The organism is Pseudomonas sp. FW305-7, from assembly GCF_058786735.1.
Window position 1 is genome coordinate 91,813 of sequence record NZ_JBYSZA010000019.1, and the last position, 17,969, is coordinate 109,781.

Sequence of the window (17,969 nt, forward strand, 5' to 3'; positions counted from 1 at the left end):
GTGTCTGTTCCGGCCTCATCGCTGGCAAGCCAGCTCCCACAGGTTTTGTGAACACCGCAAATCCCTGTGGGAGCTGGCTTGCCAGCGATGGGGCCGGCCCCGACTACATCAATCTCGAATCAATCACGCGTCGCGGAACAACCAAGGCTGGCTCACCCGATGTTTGGCCTCAAACGTCGCAATCGCATCACCGTCCTGCAAGGTCAAACCGATATCGTCCAGACCGTTCAACAAGCAGTGCTTGCGGAACGCATCGATTTCAAAGCTGTACACCTTGCCATCCGGGCGGGTCACGGTCTGCGCCTGCAGATCGACCTGCAATTGATAACCCGGCTCGGCCTCAACCTGCTTGAACAACTCATCGACTTCAGCGTCGCTCAAGATGATCGGCAACAAGCCGTTCTTGAAGCTGTTGTTGAAGAAGATGTCGGCGTAGCTCGGCGCGATGATGCTGCGGAAACCGTACTCTTCCAGCGCCCATGGCGCGTGTTCACGGCTGGAGCCGCAACCGAAGTTCTCCCGGGCCAGCAACACGCTGGCGCCTTGATAACGCTCGGCGTTGAGGACGAAGTCCTTGTTCAGCGGACGCTTGGAGTTGTCCTGATACGGCTGGCCGACATCGAGGTAACGCCATTCGTCGAACAGGTTCGGGCCAAAACCGGTGCGTTTGATCGACTTCAAGAACTGCTTCGGGATGATCTGGTCAGTGTCGACGTTGGCACGATCCAAAGGCGCGACAAGACCAGTGTGCTGAGTAAAAGCTTTCATGCTGCGCTCCTTTAAATCAATTCACGAACGTCGATGAAACGACCGTTCACCGCTGCCGCAGCCGCCATGGCCGGGCTGACGAGGTGGGTACGGCCACCGGCGCCCTGACGGCCTTCGAAGTTACGGTTGGAGGTCGAGGCGCAATGCTCGCCAGACTCCAAACGGTCCGGGTTCATCGCCAGGCACATCGAGCAACCCGGCTCACGCCATTCGAAACCGGCTTCGAGGAAAATCTTGTCGAGACCTTCGGCTTCAGCCTGTGCCTTCACCAGACCCGAACCCGGCACCACGATGGCTTGCTTGATGGTCGAAGCGACTTTGCGGCCCTTGGCGATCACCGCAGCAGCACGCAAGTCTTCGATCCGCGAGTTGGTGCAGGAACCGATGAACACGCGATCCAGTTGAATGTCGGTGATCGCCTGATTGGCGGTCAAACCCATGTATTTCAAGGCGCGGACGATCGAGTCGCGTTTGACCAGATCCATCTCTTTGGCTGGGTCCGGCACGTTCTGATCAACGGCCAGAACCATTTCCGGGGAAGTGCCCCAGCTGACTTGCGGCTTGATCTGCGCGGCGTCCAGTTCAACCACGGTGTCAAACTTGGCATCGGCGTCGGAGACCAGGTCTTTCCAGGCTTCGACGGCCATGTCCCATTGCGCGCCTTTCGGAGCGAACGGACGACCCTTGACGTATTCGACAGTCTTTTCGTCCGCCGCCACCAGCCCCACACGGGCGCCGGCTTCGATGGACATGTTGCAGATGGTCATGCGGCCTTCGACGGACAAGTCGCGGATCGCGCTGCCGGCGAATTCGATGGCGTGGCCGTTACCGCCGGCCGTGCCGATCTTGCCGATCACGGCGAGGACGATGTCCTTGGCGGTCACACCGAACGGCAATTGCCCTTCGACGCGCACCAGCATGTTTTTCATTTTCTTGGCGACCAGGCACTGGGTGGCGAGCACGTGCTCGACCTCGGAGGTGCCGATACCGTGAGCCAGCGCGCCGAAAGCGCCGTGAGTCGAGGTGTGCGAGTCGCCGCAGACCACGGTCATGCCCGGCAAGGTTGCGCCCTGCTCCGGGCTGATCACGTGGACGATGCCTTGGCGGATGTCGTTCATCTTGAACTCGACGATGCCGTATTCATCGCAGTTGTCATCAAGGGTCTGAACCTGCAAACGCGAGACCTGATCGGCAATCGCTTCGATGCCGCCCTTGCGCTCTGGCGTGGTCGGTACGTTGTGGTCCGGGGTCGCGATGTTGGCATCGATGCGCCAAGGCTTGCGCCCGGCCAGACGCAGGCCTTCGAAGGCTTGCGGCGAGGTCACTTCGTGGATGATGTGACGATCGATGTAGATCAGCGCCGAGCCATCGTCGCGCTGCTTGACCAAATGCGAATCCCAGAGCTTGTCGTAGAGCGTTTTGCCGGCCATCAGACGGTTCCTCATCAGCTTGTTTCTATGCCCTGGGCTTATCAATAACCCTTTGGCTTGTGAGGCCGATCCTATGGGGTTAGATTAAATAACTCAAATTCATATTTTTTATGCTTTGGATAACCAACTGGAATACAACCATGGATCTGGCCAACCTCAACGCTTTTATCGCGATTGCCGAGACCGGCAGCTTCTCCGGCGCCGGCGAACGGCTGCACCTGACGCAACCGGCCATCAGCAAGCGCATTGCCGGACTGGAGCAACAACTGAAGGTGCGACTGTTCGATCGCCTCGGTCGTGAAGTCGGCCTGACCGAAGCCGGCCGCGCCCTGCTGCCGCGGGCTTATCAGATTCTCAATGTTCTGGACGACACCCGTCGGGCACTGACCAATCTGACCGGTGAAGTCAGCGGCCGGCTGACGCTGGCCACCAGTCACCACATCGGCCTGCACCGTTTGCCACCGTTATTAAGGGAATTCACCCGCCGCTACCCACAAGTCGCGCTGGATATTCAGTTCCTCGATTCGGAAGTGGCCTACGAGGAAATTCTCCATGGCCGTGCGGAGCTGGCGGTCATTACCCTGGCGCCGGAGCCGCACACGCTGGTCAAAGCCACGCCGGTCTGGGACGACCCGCTGGATTTCGTGGTCGCCCCCGAGCATTCGCTGATCAGCAATGGCGCCGTCAGTCTGGCGGACATTGCCGGTCATCCGGCGGTTTTCCCCGGCGGCAACACATTTACACACCATATTGTCCAACGATTGTTCGAGGCCCAGGGGCTGACGCCGAACATCGCCATGAGCACCAACTATCTGGAAACCATCAAGATGATGGTCTCCATCGGCCTGGCCTGGAGCGTGTTACCGCGCACCATGCTCGATGATCAGGTGGCAAGCATCGCTTTGCCGGGCATACAGCTCAGTCGCCAGCTAGGCTATATCGTGCACACCGAACGGACGCTATCGAATGCGGCAAGAGCATTTATGGCCTTGCTGGAAGCTCAAATCGATCTGCCAGGGACTCTGGGCTAACTTGTGCTACTCCTATAGAGCCGCTGTCCCTGTGCCTAAAATGCCACCACCGCTCAAGGCCTGTTAACGATGCCGAAATCTGTTGACCGAATTCCGCCGATGCCGCGCATTCAAGCCATTGACCCGCGACGTTCCGAGCAGAGCTGGGAGAGCGCGCCGCAATTACTCGCCGCGCTCAACGGCGCTCGGCTCGGCGCCTGGTATTGGGACATCGAGCGCGGGCAGATCAGTTGGTCACGGGGCACCCAGGCGTTGTTCGGCTTCGATCCGCGCCAGCCACTGCCGGAAGATCTTGAATACCTCGATTTGCTGCCGCCCGAAGACCGCGCGAAAACCGTCCGCGCCTTCCATGCGGTGATTGCCGGTGCGCCGCTGGAACAGGCGATGCACCACCGCATCCGCTGGCCCGATGGCAGCCTGCATTGGCTGGAGATCAACGGCAGCCTGCTTCCGGACAAAAACGGCCGCCCCCGAATGATCGGGGTGATTCGCGAAATCACCCACCAGCGTCAACGCGAACAGGCCCTGAGCAGCTCGGAGAAACGTTTCGCCACCCTGTTTCACCTGTGCCCGAACATGGTCTTGCTCACCCGCCAGGAAGACGGCCTGATCAGCGAGGCCAACCAGTATTTTGAAAGCCTGTTCGGCTGGCCGGTGCAGAGCGCGATTGGTCGCACCACTCTGGAGCTGGGCCTGTGGGTGCACCCCGAGCAACGCGCCGAACTGGTCAAGAAAACCAAGGCCAAGGGCGAACTGGTCAGCATGGAAGTGCAGTTTCGTGAGAGTAACGGGCAGATTCACGACGGCATTCTCAGCGCCCAGAAAGTCGAGCTCGAAGGCCAGCCGTATCTGCTCAGCACCTTCCTCGACACCACCGAGCGCAAAGCCGCCGAACACGCCCTGAAAGACAGCCAGGAACGCCTCGATCTCGCGCTGGATTCGGCGCAGCTGGGCACCTGGGACTGGCACATCCCCAGCGGCATGCTCTATGGCTCGGCGCGCGCCGCGCAATTGCACGGGCTGGAGCCGATACCGTTTCATGAATCGTTCGACGAGTTTTTCGAAGGCGTGCCCGGCGAAGAGCGCGACAGCATGCGCGACGCCTATCGCAGCCTGCGCGAAGGCCCGGCGGGCAATTACCAACTGACGTATCGCGTGCAACTGCCGGACGGCAGCTCACGCTATCTGGAAAGCCGTGCACGCCTCTATCGCGACGACAACGGTGCGCCGCTGCGCATGGCCGGCACGCTGTTGGACATCACCGATCAGGTCGAGCGCGAACAGCGGCTGGTGGCGTCCGAAGAGAAATTTGCCACGCTGTTCCAGGTCAGCCCCGACCCGATCTGCGTGACACGGCAGGACAGCGGCGAATTCATCGAAATCAACTCAAGCTTCACCCAGACTTTCGGCTGGAGCGCCGCCGACGTGATCGGCCGCACCGCCGAAGACATCGGTCTGTGGGACGCCTCGGCGAAAAGCCTGCAACGCATCGAACGGGTGATCCGTGAACAGGGCCTGAGCAATGTTGCGATTATTGTTCAGCACAAGGACGGCCAGTCGCTGACCTGCGTGATTTCCAGCCGGCAGATCAGCGTCGGCAATCAGCCCTGCATTGTCACCACTCTGCGCGACATCACGCAGCAGCAACGCTCGGAGGCCGCCCTCAAGGCCAGCGAGGAGAAGTTCGCCAAGGCGTTTCACTCAAGCCCGGACGCAATCACCATCACCGAACGCGATACCGGACGCTATCTGGAGGTCAACGACGGTTTCTGTCGCCTTACCGGCTATCGCGCCGATGAGGTGGTCGGCAAAACCGTGTATCAGGTCGGCATCTGGGCCGAGGAGAAACAACGTTCTGCGCTGCTGGCCGAACTGCAGATCAAGGGCCGCGTGCACCATCAGGAAATGCTCGGGCGCAACAAGCGCGGGGAATTGCTGACGCTGGAAGTGTCGGTCGAACCGATCACCCTGAATGAAACGGCATGTCTGCTACTGACCGCCCGCGACGTCAGCCTGCTGAAAAACGCCGAAGCACAGATTCGCCATCTGGCCTACCACGACCCGCTGACCAACCTGCCCAACCGTGCGCTGCTGATGGATCGCCTGAGCCAGCAGATCGCCCTGCTCAAGCGCCACAACCTGCGCGGTGCGCTGCTGTTTCTTGACCTCGACCATTTCAAACACATCAACGACTCGCTTGGCCACCCGGTCGGTGACACGGTGCTGAAGATCATCACCGCTCGGCTCGAAGCCAGCGTGCGCATGGAAGACACGGTCGCACGTCTGGGCGGCGATGAGTTCGTGGTGCTGCTCAGCGGCCTGGAAGGCTCGCGCAACGAAGTCAGCGCGCAGGTGCGCGAACTGGCCGACACCATCCGTGAATTGCTTTCGGAGCCGATGTTCCTTGACGGTCAACGCCTGCAAGTGACGCCGAGCATCGGCGTGGCACTGATTCCCGACCACGGCTCAACCCCGACCGACCTGCTCAAGCGTGCCGACATCGCCCTGTACCGGGCCAAGGATTCCGGGCGCAACACCACGCAGATGTACCACAACACTATGCAGAAAGCGGCCAGCGAACGGCTGCGCATGGAGACCGACTTGCGCCTGGCCTTGTCTCGTGGCGAATTCAAGGTGCATTTCCAGCCACAGGTCGACGCACGGGACAACCGCATCATCGGCGCCGAAGCCTTGGTGCGCTGGAATCACCCGGAGCTCGGTGCACAATCGCCGACCGAGTTCATCAAGGTGCTGGAAGACAGCGGCCTGATTCTGGAAGTGGGCACCTGGATCCTCGACGAAGCCTGCGAGGCGTTCAAACAACTGATCGCCACAGACCTGATCAACCCTTTCGACTTCAGCCTGTGCGTGAATATCAGCCCACGCCAGTTCCGCCAAAACGACTTCGTCGAACGCATCGAACACAGCATGATCAGCCACGGCCTGCCCTGCACGCTGCTGAAACTGGAAATCACCGAAGGCATCGTCATTCAGAATCTGGAAGACACCATCAGCAAAATGCGCCGCTTGAAAAAACTCGGCGTGAGCTTCGCCATGGACGATTTCGGCACCGGTTATTCGTCGTTGACCTACCTCAAGCGCTTGCCGGTGGACACGCTGAAAATCGACCAGTCGTTCATCCGCGATGCAACGACCGACCCGAACGACGCGGAGATCATCCGCGCCATTGTCGCCATGGCCCGCAGCCTCGAACTCGAAGTGATTGCCGAAGGCGTGGAGACGCCGGAGCAACTGGCGTTCCTGCAAGGCCTGGGTTGCCACTTGTATCAGGGTTATCTGCACAGTCGGCCCTTGCCGCTGGAGGACTTGAAAAAACTGCTGCCCTGACGCGCCCAATTTGCAACAACCGCGCAATTGCCAGGGTTGGCGGCAACCTGTAGGGTCGCTTTTTTTGCGCCGTTTCGAGATCAGTCATGCAGGATGCAACCCTTCCCCGCCCGGCCCTGCTGGGCATCGACCTTGGCACCACCAACAGCTTGATCGCCGTCTGGCAGGACGGTCAGGCGCGGTTGATTCCCAACGCCCTCGGCGATGTGTTGACCCCGTCGGTGGTCAGCCTCGACGAAGACGACACGATTCTGGTGGGCAAAGCCGCCCGCGCCCGCCTGACCACACACCCGGAGCGCAGCGCTGCGGCCTTCAAGCGGTTTATGGGCAGTGATAAACAAGTCGAACTCGGCAGTCGTCAGTTCAGCCCCGAGGAGCTTTCGGCGCTGGTGCTCGGCTCACTCAAGCAGGACGCCGAAGCTTTTCTTGGCCACCCCGTCTCGGAAGCGGTGATTTCCGTACCGGCGTATTTCAGTGACGAGCAACGCAAACGCACAATGTTTGCCGCTGAACTGGCCGGACTGTCCGTCACGCGCCTGATCAACGAGCCGACCGCCGCGGCCATGGCTTATGGGCTGCATGAACAGAAATTCGAACGCACGCTGATCTTCGATCTGGGCGGCGGCACCTTCGATGTCACGGTGCTGGAATACGCGCTGCCGCTGATCGAGGTGCATGCGTCCACCGGCGACAATTTTCTCGGTGGCGAAGACTTCACCGCCGCGTTGCTGCAAGCCTGCCTCAAGGACTGGCAACTGACCCCTGCAACGGTCGACGCGCAAGCCATGGCCAGCCTTGGCGATGCGCTGGAGCAGCTCAAGTGCAAACTGGGCGAAGGCAGACAGCAACTGAGCTGGCGACATGCCGAGCAGACATTCGAGTGGTCGCTGGACGAAGCCGCTGCGGTGAAAATCTGGGAACCGCTGCTTGGCCGTTTGCGCGCACCGATCGAACAGGCCCTGCGCGATGCCCGGCTCAAGCCACGCGACCTCGACAGTCTGGTGCTAGTGGGTGGCGCCACGCGGATGCCGGCGGTGCAGCAATTGGTCGCCACGCTGTTCGGGCGCCTGCCTTACCGTCATCTTGATCCGGACACGATTGTTGCGCTTGGTGCGGCGACGCAAGCGGCGTGCAAGGCCCGCGATGGCGCGGTAGAAGAACTGATCCTGACCGATGTCTGCCCGTACACGCTGGGGATTTCGACCATGCGCGGCGATGACATCAAAGGCGCGTTCTCACCCATCATCGAACGCAACACCATCATTCCGACGTCACGCGTGGAGCGCTACCACACGACCTCGCCTAGGCAGGAGTTCATCCGCATTGCGGTTTATCAGGGTGAACGGCCGTGGGTGCGCGACAACATTTTCATCGACGCCTTCGATGTCACGCTGACACCCACCGATCACATCCAGGCGCTGGACGTGCGCTTCAGTTACGACATCAATGGTTTGCTCGAAGTCGACGTCACGTTACTGGAAACCGGCGAACGCCATAGCCACAGCATCGACCGCAGCCCTACCGGGCTTGACGAGCAATCCCGCCAGGCCAGCCATGAACGCCTGACCAGCCTGAAAATACACCCCCGCGATGCCCTGCCCAACCGCACCCTGCTGGCGCGACTGGAACGTGCGTGGATGCAAAGCCTCGGCGACGACCGGCAGCGTATCGCCGAGTGGCTGGACAGTTTCACCTCGGTGCTGGGTGGTCAGCGATCGGAAGAAATCGCCAGCCACCGTTCACAACTCAACAAAGTTCTGGATGAGCTGCGTCTCTAGCCGTTGAGTCGACGCAACGCGGCCTGCAAACCACCGGATAACGTGTCTTCTCGATCACTGTCCGGTGGTACACCGTAGCGGTTGGGCAACTTCTCACCGGGAAAGCCGAACAGCACCAGCGGCAGAAATGGCAAGACCGGGGTCAGGCCGGCCAGAATCAGAAAGCTTGCAACACCTCGGCCCATGTCGTGCAGACGCCTCAGAATGGCACTGAGCATCAACATCAGCGCCACTGCCAATACCACGAAAGCGGAAAACATCGAGCCACTGAACAAGGCCAGCAATGGCGTAAGCAGCACGATACCAATCACCTGACCGATAAATGCCTCGCGCCCCAGTCGTGTGCCAAGACGCCAGAACGCGGTTGCAGGCGTCGGCCGAGTGTCAGCCTTGGCCAACAGCAAACGCTCTGACCACGACAGTAATGCACTAAAGGCAAAGCGTAAGCCGAGGCCATTGTGCGTGTTGTCCTTGGCCTGCTGCATGCGCATCAGGATTTTCTGGCGCGGCACCCCGGCGCTACCGTAACGCGCCATATCCTTGAGCACATCCAGCGCCAGGTAAAACGCGTCGGTGTAATCAACGCCGTCATCCTCCAGCACCTCACGCGGCGGGCGTGTGGGTTCACCTTTGATCAGACTGTGGCGGAATCCGTCGAACCAATCCTGTGGATTGACGACTTCGGTGATGCTCTCAAGCAGGTATTTGCGCTGTTGCGCATTGAGCAGCGGATCGTGATACAGCACCCCAGCCAACAGCATGCGACCGAGCAAATCCTCATTGAAACGGCTGATGTCGCTGCGCATGCACTCGTACAAACGGTCATTGCTCAACAGCCTTGCGCTGTCGAGCGCTTCCTGGACGCTGAACAGTTTACGCGCGAGCAAGGCATGCACCGGGTCGGCTGCTTGCAGCCAGCCCAGCAGGCCACTGGCGCTGCCCTGCTCGCGATTCAATCGACACAGCAGCGGCTGCAAACGCGCCAATGGATGCTCACGCGCAACGCTCATCGAATCAATGCAGTGCGCCGATTGCGCACCCAGCCAACGTGTCGGCTCGTCGAGGGTCGCCAGCAAGTACAGCGCCTGACGATGCCATTCCCAGACGGCGTCAGGGTTATCGATGGCCGGCAGTAGCATGCCTTGCTCGGCCAACTGCGCTTGCAGCTTCAAGCCATCGAGCACGACGTCGCGCTTGCTCAGACTGAATGCTTCGTCCAGCCGGGCCAGCGACCGCGTGTCATAGGCTCGCAAACGGCGCATCCACAGCAGGCTGAGCTCCAGCGGCTCGCCCTTATGCAGTTCCGGCGGCAGCTGCGCCGATTCTTCGCTGGTCAGAAACGCATGCAAGGCACGCGGAATGGGGGCTTGGGTCAACCAGCAGATCTGTTGATCGGCTTGGTACTTGAAGCCTTCCAGCACCAGCTGATCAAGAATCTCAGGAGCCTCTGGCGCATCCATGACGCGTTGCAGCAAGGGCACATCGCCGCGGTGCAAAGCCCAGGCGTGCTGGTACAGCACCTGAAGTGCCGGGTCGTCGCTGGCAATAATCAGCCACGCCAGCAAAGGTAGTTCGTCACCGCTGATGCGCCACTCGACAAAGGCATCGGCGATGCCCTGCAAGTCCAGCTGCCGCGCGCGAAACCAGCGCCCCAAGGTTTCCGGACGCTGCGAAGGACTGCCATATTCCTGGGTGACATCACTGAGGTCAGCGGACCAGTCGCGGAAGTTTTCCAGACGATCAAACGCCTGGATCAGCAGCGGCAAGCGCTGTGGTTGATGACGCGCGCACAGATCCAGCAACCAAGTGGCGGCCTTGGGATGGTGATGCTCTCGCCAGAGTTGCACCCAGGCCTGAAGCGCCAACTCTTCCATGCCCAGCGCACTGCGCTGACAGGCCAGCAGATAAAGCCAGTCAACGTCGTCCGGCGCCAGCCGATGCTGCTCACTGATGATGTCGAGAAAGTCTTTACTGGCAATGCCTGCCTGACTGAACTGGATCGCCAGACGTTGCACCAGCGCATCATCGGCAGGCAGCGGGATACAGGTGTGCAGGCTGGCGAAATAGCGGAAATCGTCGAGCGAAGCGTTATGGTGAAGATGATTCAGCGTGCGCACATACCAGAGCGCTTCCAACTGCGCGACGACGGGCCAATGGCACATCAACGACGTGTCGAACGGGTCCGGTGCGGCTATCCGCTTCAAGAACTCATCGACATGTCGGGCGCTGTCGAAAGCCAGATCGAGCATCCGGCTCGCCCAGCCCAGGCGCTGTGCCAACAAGCGTGCGCAGGCGTGGGAAATCGGTCCCGCGTCGAGCAACTCACGCAACAATGGCCAGCAAACATCGTCCAACACGTCCAGAGGCAGGCGATCCAACTCAAGGTTGAATGCCTGCCAGGCTGCAGGACTGAAGCGACGTGTCGGATCGATCAGCAGCGCTTCGAAATCTGCCAATGTCTGGTCGGCAGGACTCGCCTCGTCATCGACTGGTTCGCCTGCCTCGTCCGGCTGCTCACGGGCGAAACGCATTGCTAGCTCGTACGCTTCGCGCAATGCCTGAAATCCTTCCGGATCGGTTTCAGGATGATGTTGCGGCAAGCGCGCGCGATAGGCGCCGCGAATGACGTCATTGTCTTTGGTGGGCTCGATACCCAAGCGAATCCAGCAGCTCATGACCAGTCGAACTCCCCTAATGAGTCGGGCCTTTCAGGCAGATGCAAGGGCATGTCCCAGGGCAACTGGGCAAAGAATTCGCGGGCATCGCGATCAAGCTTTCTGATGACCACCGTGGTGCCGATGTAGTCGCCTTGCCGATCGTATTCGTGGGCAAGTTCCTCATCTTTGTTGCCCAGGCAATGCCAGAAGGCTTTGCCGAGGACGAAGCCATTCAGGTAACTCGTCCAACTGTCGTAGTAGTACCGCGCACGCGCCGCCATGCGGCCGTGCAGCCAGAGACTTTCGGTGAGATCGATCCAGCCGTGCAGCACCGCCGAGCGCAGCAGAAAGCCCATTCGGCCAATGTCCCAGGCGCGAATACCGCCAGAGCCACACTCGCCGAACGTACGGCTGGCCAACTCATAAAAAGCGCGTTGGCGGGTATCCAGCGTGTCTAGCAGGGCTTGCCATTCAGACGGCAGACAACGTTCCCACTGTCGGTAGGCTTCGTTCAAAGAGGTCGCGTGCCCGGTGTCGGCCGTGCTCAACATGTCGAGCAATTGCGCGCGCGTGGTAATGCCCCAGCCGCCTTCGACATCGACGTGTTTGAGGTCGAAGCAGTAAGTGGGGGCGGCGTAGTCGGCATCGGGATTGAGGGCGACCAAAGGCGCAGAAAGCGCGTATAGCCAGCGCTGTTCCATTTCGTCCATGAACAAAGGCTCCGGGCCAGCGGAAATGAGAGAGTGCCGGCCTTGTTGGCGCGGATTGTAAAGAGCCGTAGCCGCAGCGGCAAACAGTGCGTGCGGTTTTCCTGCGCGCATAAAAAAGGCCCCGACGTATCGGGGCCTTCATTCAGCGGCTCAGCGCTTGATCAGACGATTGTGTATCTGCCTGTGATCAATGCTGCAGAACCGGTTGCTGCGTCCCGTTGATCGGGATGCGTTTGGCTTTCGCTTCTTCCGGGATCACCCGCAACAGGTCGATGCTCAGCAGACCGTTGCTCAGGCCGGCGGCCTTGATTTCGATGTGATCGGCCAGACGGAAGGACAGCTTGAACGCACGCTGGGCAATGCCCTGGTGCAGGAAGGTTACGCCTTCGTTGGCATCACGCTTGCCGCCACTGATGGTCAGCACACCCTTCTCGACTTGCAGCTCCAGGTCTTCTTCCTGGAAACCGGCTGCCGCCACGACGATGCGGTATTGGTCGTCGCCGTGTTTTTCAACGTTGTAGGGTGGATAGGTGCTGCCTGGCTCATTGCGCAGGGCGGTTTCGAACAGATCGTTGAAACGGTCGAAACCTACCGAGGAACGGAACAATGGCGCGAGGGAAAATGCAGTACTCATGGTTCAAATCTCCTGAAAACAATCAGCAAGGTTTTATGTCTCCGCGACCCGAATTCGGCATCGCGTAACCCTTAGATAGGGACCGCTGAAATGATTTCAAGAGATTATTTGCAGATTTTTTTCAGGCCGCTTCGGCGACCGGCAGACCAAGCAAACGCGAGACTTGATCAGGTTCCGTCTCGCGGCGCAGGACGGTGAACAGCTCGGTGGCTTCGGGATAATTGCGCGTCAGCATGGCCAGCCATTGCTTCAAACGACCCGGCGATTGGCGCGCAGTCATCTGCGCTTTGGCCTGTAGCCAGAAGTCCTGGATCAGCGGCAGCAGCTCGGTCCAGGTCATTTCCACGACCTCTTCACCGGCGCGTGCGGCAGCGATTTGTTTGGCCAGATCCGGGCGCGAGACCAGACCGCGACCGAGCATGATGTCTTCCACGCCGCTGATTTCGCGGCAACGGCGCCAGTCTTCGACGCTCCAGATATCGCCGTTGGCGAACACTGGCACCTTGACCACGTCCTGCACCCGCGGGATCCACTCCCAGTGCGCCGGCGGCTTGTAGCCATCCATTTTGGTTCGGGCGTGAACCACGATGTGTTCGGCGCCGCCCTCGGCCAGTGCCGTCGCACAGACCAGCGAACCGTCCGGGCTGTCGAAGCCCAGGCGCATCTTGGCAGTGACGGGAATATGCGCAGGTACGGCACGACGCACGTGCTCGACGATCTGGTTGAGCAGTTCAGGCTCCTTGAGCAGCACTGCACCGCCACGGGACTTGTTCACGGTCTTGGCCGGGCAGCCGAAGTTGAGGTCGATCACTTCGGAACCGAGCTCGCAGGCCAGCGCCGCGTTTTCCGCCAGACATACCGGGTCAGAACCCAACAATTGCACGCGCAGCGGCACGCCGGAACGGGTGCGCGCGCCGTTGAGCAGCTCCGGACCGAACTTGTGGAAGTAGGCCGGGGTGAGCAACTGGTCGTTGACCCGAATGAATTCAGTGACGCACCAGTCGATGCCGCCAACGCGGGTCAGCACGTCGCGCAGGATGTCGTCGACCAACCCTTCCATGGGCGCCAGAGCAATTTGCATGGGGAAAACACTACTTAAGGAAAAAACGTGCGGCAGTTTACTGGATATCGCAAGAAATCGCAGAAACCTTGTGGGAGCGAGCCTGCTCGCGATCGCGGTGCTTCAGTCACATGTGCATCGGCTGACATAGCGCAATCGCGAGCAGGCTCGCTCCTACAGTTTAGATTTGGACTGATTCTGAGGGCTGGATCGCCGGGCCGTAGCCTTCGATGAACTCGGCCGGCATGCGCTTGGGTTTGCCGGTGGACAATTCAATGCAGACAAACGTGGTCTGGGCGCGCAGCAGTGTGGTGTTATCGCTTGGACGCTTTAGCTGGAAATGCCGGGTCATTTTCAGGCGCTGGTCCCAATCGACGATCCAGGTCGCCAACTGCAGTTCGTCGCCTTCATAGGCAGCGGCCAGATAATCGATCTCGTGGCGCACCACCGCCATCGCCCGGTCCAGGCGCCGGTACTCGACCAGATCCAGCCCCAGACGCTGCGAATGACGCCAGGCGCAGCGTTCGAGCCAGGTCACATAGACCGCGTTGTTCGCGTGGCCCAGCCCGTCGATGTCCTCGGCGCCCACTTGCAGATCAATGGTAAACGGCGTTGCCCGATCCCAGCCCATGCCCCACTCCCGGTCAATTTATTCAACCGGGGCAGTGTAACGGAGCTCACGCCGATTGGCGCGCCTGAAGGCTGCGGCCCGCCAGCAGTGATAACACGCCATCAATCACCCGAGGGTCGGCCAGCACGCGCTGATGACCACCGCTTTCGAGGCGCAGCAAACGGCTGTCGAACCAGGATTCGTGGATCAGTTGCGATTCTTTGACTGAGACGAAATTGTCGTCCTCGGCGTGCACGATCAGACCGGGCATGTCCAGTTGATAGTGGGCTACATCGAGGGTGGCAGCGCGCATGCCGACATCCTGTTCGACCTGACGGATGAAAGCGGAACGCGCTCGTGGCGGCATCCCCACGTAACGAGCAAAACCTCGCAGCACACCGAGGATGCGAGCAGGAGCGGCAATGCTGACGAGGGTTTCGGTGCGCAGGCCCAACTGCACGGCGAGCATCGCACTGGCGCCGCCCATGGAGTGGCCGATGACGGCTTGCAACGGCGGCAGTTCGGCGGCGGCTTCGAGCATGGCGCGGGCGAACAGTACAACGTTGGCTTCACGCCCCGGCGACCGACCGTGGGCCGGGCCATCGAGTGCGACGACGGTGTAGCCCGCTTCAACCAGCGCGGTGATCAATGCAGCGAATTGGGTTGGCCGCCCTTCCCAACCGTGCATCAGCAGCACCGTCGGGCCTTGCCCCCAGCGCAGCGCCGATAAACCAAAACGCAAGGTGATCCGTTCGGAATTGGCCAGTAATGGCAACTCCCAATCCCGCAGCGGCAAAGCACGCGGCGTCATGAACGCCAGACGCATTTTGCTTGCTACCTGTTTCGGTGCAATCCAGCCCAAGGTGCCATTTACGCCACGAATCCACTTCAACGTGTTCATCGCTCTCTCCTCAGGCGTGTTGCCTTCAGGTCAACGCACCGCCGACTTGGCAGCGCGCAGCAATCGATCGGACAAATCTCCAGGGCCAAGCGCTCTTGCGAGGGCCAGACCACCCACCATCAAGGCCACGTCGGCCAGGGCTTTGTCGGTGTCCTCAGGGCTGGAGGCCAACTGCGCAATCATCAATTCCAGGTGTTCGTTGAGCGCGATTCGGAACGAGTCCGGCAAGCGACCCAGCTCACCGATGGACGCCGGAATCGGGCACGCCGCGTCACTGGAATCGCGGTGCTTGCGCGACAGGTAGAACGCTGCGACCAGCGCGCGACGTTCTTCGCCAGTCAGTTCGGCATCCATGTCGGCAATCAGGTCGCGGCGGCGCCCCAGCAATTGCTTGAACGCTTCGAGCATCATCGCGTCCTTGCTTTCGAAGTGCGCGTAGAAGCCACCGACGGTCAGGCCGGCCGCGCCCATCACTTCGCCCACGCTAGGGTCTGCCGGGCCGCGCTGAATCAGTGCGGCGCTGGCAGCCTTGAGGATGCGTTCGCGGGTTTGAGCTTTTTTATCGTTCATCGTTGCCTCCGAATATTACGACTAGAATATTATTCGCATAATAATATTCTGCAAGTCAAGGATATGACCGCTGGTCTGAAGCACAGTGTAAGGAAAAAGGAGAGTTGGCCAAACGCCAGACAAACAAAAGGGCCATTCAATAATTGAATGACCCTTATAAAATCCCGCAGAGCGGGTAATCGTGGCGTCCCCTAGGGGACTCGAACCCCTGTTACCGCCGTGAAAGGGCGGTGTCCTAGGCCACTAGACGAAGGGGACACAAACCCTTCTATACAACTGATCAGTGCTGAGATCTGATCGATTCAAGGCCGGTGTGGCCAGACCTTGAACTTGTAAAATTGGTGGAGCTAAGCGGGATCGAACCGCTGACCTCCTGCATGCCATGCAGGCGCTCTCCCAGCTGAGCTATAGCCCCGGATTTTTCGCCTCGCGGCGGAGCGACATCTTGCAACATCGCTTCTGTAAAACTGGCGTCCCCTAGGGGACTCGAACCCCTGTTACCGCCGTGAAAGGGCGGTGTCCTAGGCCACTAGACGAAGGGGACGCAAACCCTTCTATACAACTGATCAACGCTGAGTGTTGATCGCTTCGAAGCCGGTGTGGCCAGGCTTCGAAGTGTAAATTGGTGGAGCTAGACGGGATCGAACCGTCGACCTCTTGCATGCCATGCAAGCGCTCTCCCAGCTGAGCTATAGCCCCTCATCGTTGATGTCATCGCTGAGGACGGGGCGAATCTTAAGGGCGTATCGGAGGGCTGTCAAACTTATTTTTAAAATATTTCAAAGTTTTTTGCCGACATAACAATCACTTACCGCCCTCCCCCCGAAAATCCGGGGGAAAAACGCCGAAGGCCGGAATCAAACGATCCCGGCCTTCGGTTGTTCCTACAAAGTCAGGCGTGCTTAAGCGATAGCGCCCAGCAGCTTTTCCCACTCTTTGTTTTCTTTCTTCGACACGCCGCCCAAGAGGTCAATCGCCTGACGCAGACGGAAACGGGTCAGGTCCGGGCCGATGATTTCCATGGCATCGAGCACCGACACCGAACTCGCCTGCCCGGTAATCGCGGCAAACATCAGCGGCATCGCATCACGCAGTTTCAGCTCGAGGGATTCGACCACCGCCTGAATCGTGCCGGTGATGTTGTCTTTTTCCCACTGACGCAGGCTTTCCAGCTTCCACAGAATCAATTGCATCAACTGACGCACCTGATCGCCCGAGAGCTTTTTCGACTCGAACAGCTTGGCATCCGGATTGACGCCACCGGCGAAGAAGAAACCGCCCAGCGGTGCAACCTGACTGAAGGTTTCAACACGACCCTGCACCAGCGGCGCGATCTTCATCATGTATTCCGGGTTCAACGCCCAGGTCTGCAAACGGCTGGCGAACTCTTCCACCGGCAGATCACGCAGCCACTGGCCGTTGAGCCACGACAGCTTCTCGATGTCGAAGATCGGCCCGCCGAGGGACACGCGCTTGAGGTCGAAGTTGTCGACCATTTCCTGCAGGGAGAACTTCTCGCGCTCGTCCGGCATCGACCAGCCCATGCGGCCCAGGTAGTTGAGCATCGCTTCCGGCATGAAGCCCATGCGCTCGTAGAACGTCACCGATGTCGGGTTCTTGCGCTTGGACAGCTTGCTCTTGTCCGGGTTACGCAGCAGCGGCATGTAACACAGCTCCGGTTGCTCCCAACCGAAGTATTCGTACAGCAGAATCAGTTTCGGCGCCGACGGCAGCCATTCTTCGCCACGCAGAACGTGGGTGATGCCCATCAAGTGGTCGTCGACCACGTTGGCGAGGAAGTACGTCGGCAGACCGTCGGTCTTCATCAGCACTTGCATGTCCATGCGATCCCACGGGATCTCGACATCGCCACGCAGCATGTCCGGCACCACGCAAACGCCTTCGCTCGGCACTTTCATGCGGATTACGTGCGGTTCGCCGGCAGCCAGACGGGCTGCGACTTCTTCCTTCGACAACAACAGCGCGCGGCCGTCGTAGCGTGGTGTTTCGCCGCGAGCCATTTGCTCGGCGCGCATCTGGTCCAGTTCTTCAGCGGTGCAGAAGCATGGGAACGCATGGCCCATGTCAACCAGTTGCTGGCAGTACTTCTGGTAGATGTCGCCGCGCTCGCTCTGACGGTACGGACCGTGCGGACCGCCAACGTCCGGGCCTTCGCTCCAGTCGATACCGAGCCAGCGCAGGGCGTCGAAGATCTGCTGTTCGGACTCGCGAGTCGAACGCAACTGGTCGGTGTCTTCGATGCGCAGGATGAACTCACCGCCATGCTGCTTGGCAAAGCAGTAGTTGAACAATGCGATGTAAGCGGTACCTACGTGGGGGTCCCCGGTAGGCGATGGCGCGATGCGAGTGCGGACGGTGGTCATGGCATGTCTCGAAAAGAATGAAAAGCAAAACAATCAAGCGGCGAATGGTAACAGGCGACACCCGCCCCGCTCCAGCGGGCAGGGCATT

General features: G+C 60.0%; 13 protein-coding genes and 4 tRNA genes. 3 read left to right on the top strand and 14 right to left on the bottom strand.

The features are described 5' to 3' along the window. Positions 1-123 precede the first annotated feature (123 nt). A complete protein-coding gene (gene leuD / locus AC3WMT_RS21415) occupies positions 124-768 on the bottom strand; it encodes a 3-isopropylmalate dehydratase small subunit (RefSeq protein WP_007913445.1) in 645 nt (214 codons plus the stop codon). Positions 769-779: 11 nt separating this feature from the next. Continuing rightward, on the bottom strand, positions 780-2,198 hold the full coding sequence (gene leuC, locus AC3WMT_RS21420; RefSeq protein WP_103304861.1) for a 3-isopropylmalate dehydratase large subunit: 1,419 nt from the start codon (positions 2,196-2,198) through the stop codon (positions 780-782). 140 nt (positions 2,199-2,338) lie between these two features. Here leuC and AC3WMT_RS21425 point away from each other — a divergent pair, with 140 nt between their 5' ends. The 3 genes from AC3WMT_RS21425 to AC3WMT_RS21435 all read left to right on the top strand — a co-directional run bounded on the left by AC3WMT_RS21425 (position 2,339) and on the right by AC3WMT_RS21435 (position 8,355). Further along, positions 2,339-3,229, top strand: a complete 891-nt coding sequence (locus AC3WMT_RS21425; protein WP_103304860.1) for a LysR family transcriptional regulator — start codon at positions 2,339-2,341, stop codon at positions 3,227-3,229. Positions 3,230-3,298: 69 nt separating this feature from the next. Then, entirely contained in the window at positions 3,299-6,577 is a 3,279-nt protein-coding gene (locus AC3WMT_RS21430; RefSeq protein ID WP_103304859.1) for a sensor domain-containing protein, read from the top strand. An 86-nt stretch (positions 6,578-6,663) separates the two neighbouring features. Beyond that, positions 6,664-8,355, top strand: coding sequence for a molecular chaperone HscC (locus AC3WMT_RS21435; RefSeq protein ID WP_103304858.1), 1,692 nt, complete (start codon positions 6,664-6,666; stop codon positions 8,353-8,355). Here AC3WMT_RS21435 and AC3WMT_RS21440 read toward each other — a convergent pair. From AC3WMT_RS21440 to gltX, 12 genes are all read right to left on the bottom strand, one after another. Next, complete coding sequence (locus AC3WMT_RS21440; protein WP_103304857.1) at positions 8,352-11,030, bottom strand: DUF805 domain-containing protein; 2,679 nt, start codon at positions 11,028-11,030, stop codon at positions 8,352-8,354. The two genes, AC3WMT_RS21435 and AC3WMT_RS21440, sit on opposite strands and share 4 nt — an antisense overlap. Further along, a complete protein-coding gene (locus AC3WMT_RS21445) occupies positions 11,027-11,722 on the bottom strand; it encodes a DUF1266 domain-containing protein (protein ID WP_103304856.1) in 696 nt (231 codons plus the stop codon). The genes AC3WMT_RS21440 and AC3WMT_RS21445 overlap by 4 nt, the downstream gene beginning before the upstream one ends. 187 nt (positions 11,723-11,909) lie before the next feature. Further along, positions 11,910-12,356, bottom strand: coding sequence for an Hsp20 family protein (locus tag AC3WMT_RS21450; RefSeq protein WP_103304855.1), 447 nt, complete (start codon positions 12,354-12,356; stop codon positions 11,910-11,912). 121 nt (positions 12,357-12,477) lie between these two features. Further along, positions 12,478-13,437 (bottom strand): tRNA dihydrouridine synthase, encoded by a 960-nt coding sequence (locus tag AC3WMT_RS21455; protein WP_103304854.1) that lies wholly within the window; start codon positions 13,435-13,437, stop codon positions 12,478-12,480. 160 nt (positions 13,438-13,597) lie between these two features. Then, positions 13,598-14,047, bottom strand: coding sequence for an acyl-CoA thioesterase (locus tag AC3WMT_RS21460; RefSeq protein WP_103304853.1), 450 nt, complete (start codon positions 14,045-14,047; stop codon positions 13,598-13,600). Positions 14,048-14,093: 46 nt separating this feature from the next. Continuing rightward, positions 14,094-14,927: an alpha/beta fold hydrolase gene (locus tag AC3WMT_RS21465; protein ID WP_103304852.1), complete on the bottom strand. Its 834-nt coding sequence runs from the start codon at positions 14,925-14,927 to the stop codon at positions 14,094-14,096. Positions 14,928-14,957: 30 nt separating this feature from the next. Then, a complete protein-coding gene (locus tag AC3WMT_RS21470) occupies positions 14,958-15,497 on the bottom strand; it encodes a TetR/AcrR family transcriptional regulator (protein WP_103304851.1) in 540 nt (179 codons plus the stop codon). A gap of 182 nt (positions 15,498-15,679) precedes the next feature. After that, positions 15,680-15,755: transfer RNA gene (locus AC3WMT_RS21475), tRNA-Glu, on the bottom strand. Between the two features lie 81 nt (positions 15,756-15,836). Then, a tRNA-Ala gene (locus AC3WMT_RS21480) sits at positions 15,837-15,912 on the bottom strand. A gap of 53 nt (positions 15,913-15,965) precedes the next feature. After that, positions 15,966-16,041 (bottom strand) — tRNA-Glu (locus tag AC3WMT_RS21485). A gap of 79 nt (positions 16,042-16,120) precedes the next feature. Further along, positions 16,121-16,196: transfer RNA gene (locus tag AC3WMT_RS21490), tRNA-Ala, on the bottom strand. Positions 16,197-16,399: 203 nt separating this feature from the next. Then, a complete protein-coding gene (gene gltX / locus AC3WMT_RS21495; protein WP_103304850.1) occupies positions 16,400-17,881 on the bottom strand; it encodes a glutamate--tRNA ligase in 1,482 nt (493 codons plus the stop codon). Positions 17,882-17,969: the final 88 nt, after the last annotated feature.

Excerpts from the sequence above, each read along its gene's own strand:
- leuD (WP_007913445.1), bottom strand. The coding sequence starts at position 768 with ATGAAAGCTTTTACTCAGCACACTGGTCTTGTCGCGCCTTTGGATCGT.
- leuC (WP_103304861.1), bottom strand. The coding sequence starts at position 2,198 with ATGGCCGGCAAAACGCTCTACGACAAGCTCTGGGATTCGCATTTGGTC.
- AC3WMT_RS21425 (WP_103304860.1), top strand. The coding sequence starts at position 2,339 with ATGGATCTGGCCAACCTCAACGCTTTTATCGCGATTGCCGAGACCGGC.
- AC3WMT_RS21430 (WP_103304859.1), top strand. The coding sequence starts at position 3,299 with ATGCCGAAATCTGTTGACCGAATTCCGCCGATGCCGCGCATTCAAGCC.
- AC3WMT_RS21435 (WP_103304858.1), top strand. The coding sequence starts at position 6,664 with ATGCAGGATGCAACCCTTCCCCGCCCGGCCCTGCTGGGCATCGACCTT.
- AC3WMT_RS21440 (WP_103304857.1), bottom strand. The coding sequence starts at position 11,030 with ATGAGCTGCTGGATTCGCTTGGGTATCGAGCCCACCAAAGACAATGAC.
- AC3WMT_RS21445 (WP_103304856.1), bottom strand. The coding sequence starts at position 11,722 with ATGGACGAAATGGAACAGCGCTGGCTATACGCGCTTTCTGCGCCTTTG.
- AC3WMT_RS21450 (WP_103304855.1), bottom strand. The coding sequence starts at position 12,356 with ATGAGTACTGCATTTTCCCTCGCGCCATTGTTCCGTTCCTCGGTAGGT.
- AC3WMT_RS21455 (WP_103304854.1), bottom strand. The coding sequence starts at position 13,437 with ATGCAAATTGCTCTGGCGCCCATGGAAGGGTTGGTCGACGACATCCTG.
- AC3WMT_RS21460 (WP_103304853.1), bottom strand. The coding sequence starts at position 14,047 with ATGGGCTGGGATCGGGCAACGCCGTTTACCATTGATCTGCAAGTGGGC.
- AC3WMT_RS21465 (WP_103304852.1), bottom strand. The coding sequence starts at position 14,927 with ATGAACACGTTGAAGTGGATTCGTGGCGTAAATGGCACCTTGGGCTGG.
- AC3WMT_RS21470 (WP_103304851.1), bottom strand. The coding sequence starts at position 15,497 with ATGAACGATAAAAAAGCTCAAACCCGCGAACGCATCCTCAAGGCTGCC.
- gltX (WP_103304850.1), bottom strand. The coding sequence starts at position 17,881 with ATGACCACCGTCCGCACTCGCATCGCGCCATCGCCTACCGGGGACCCC.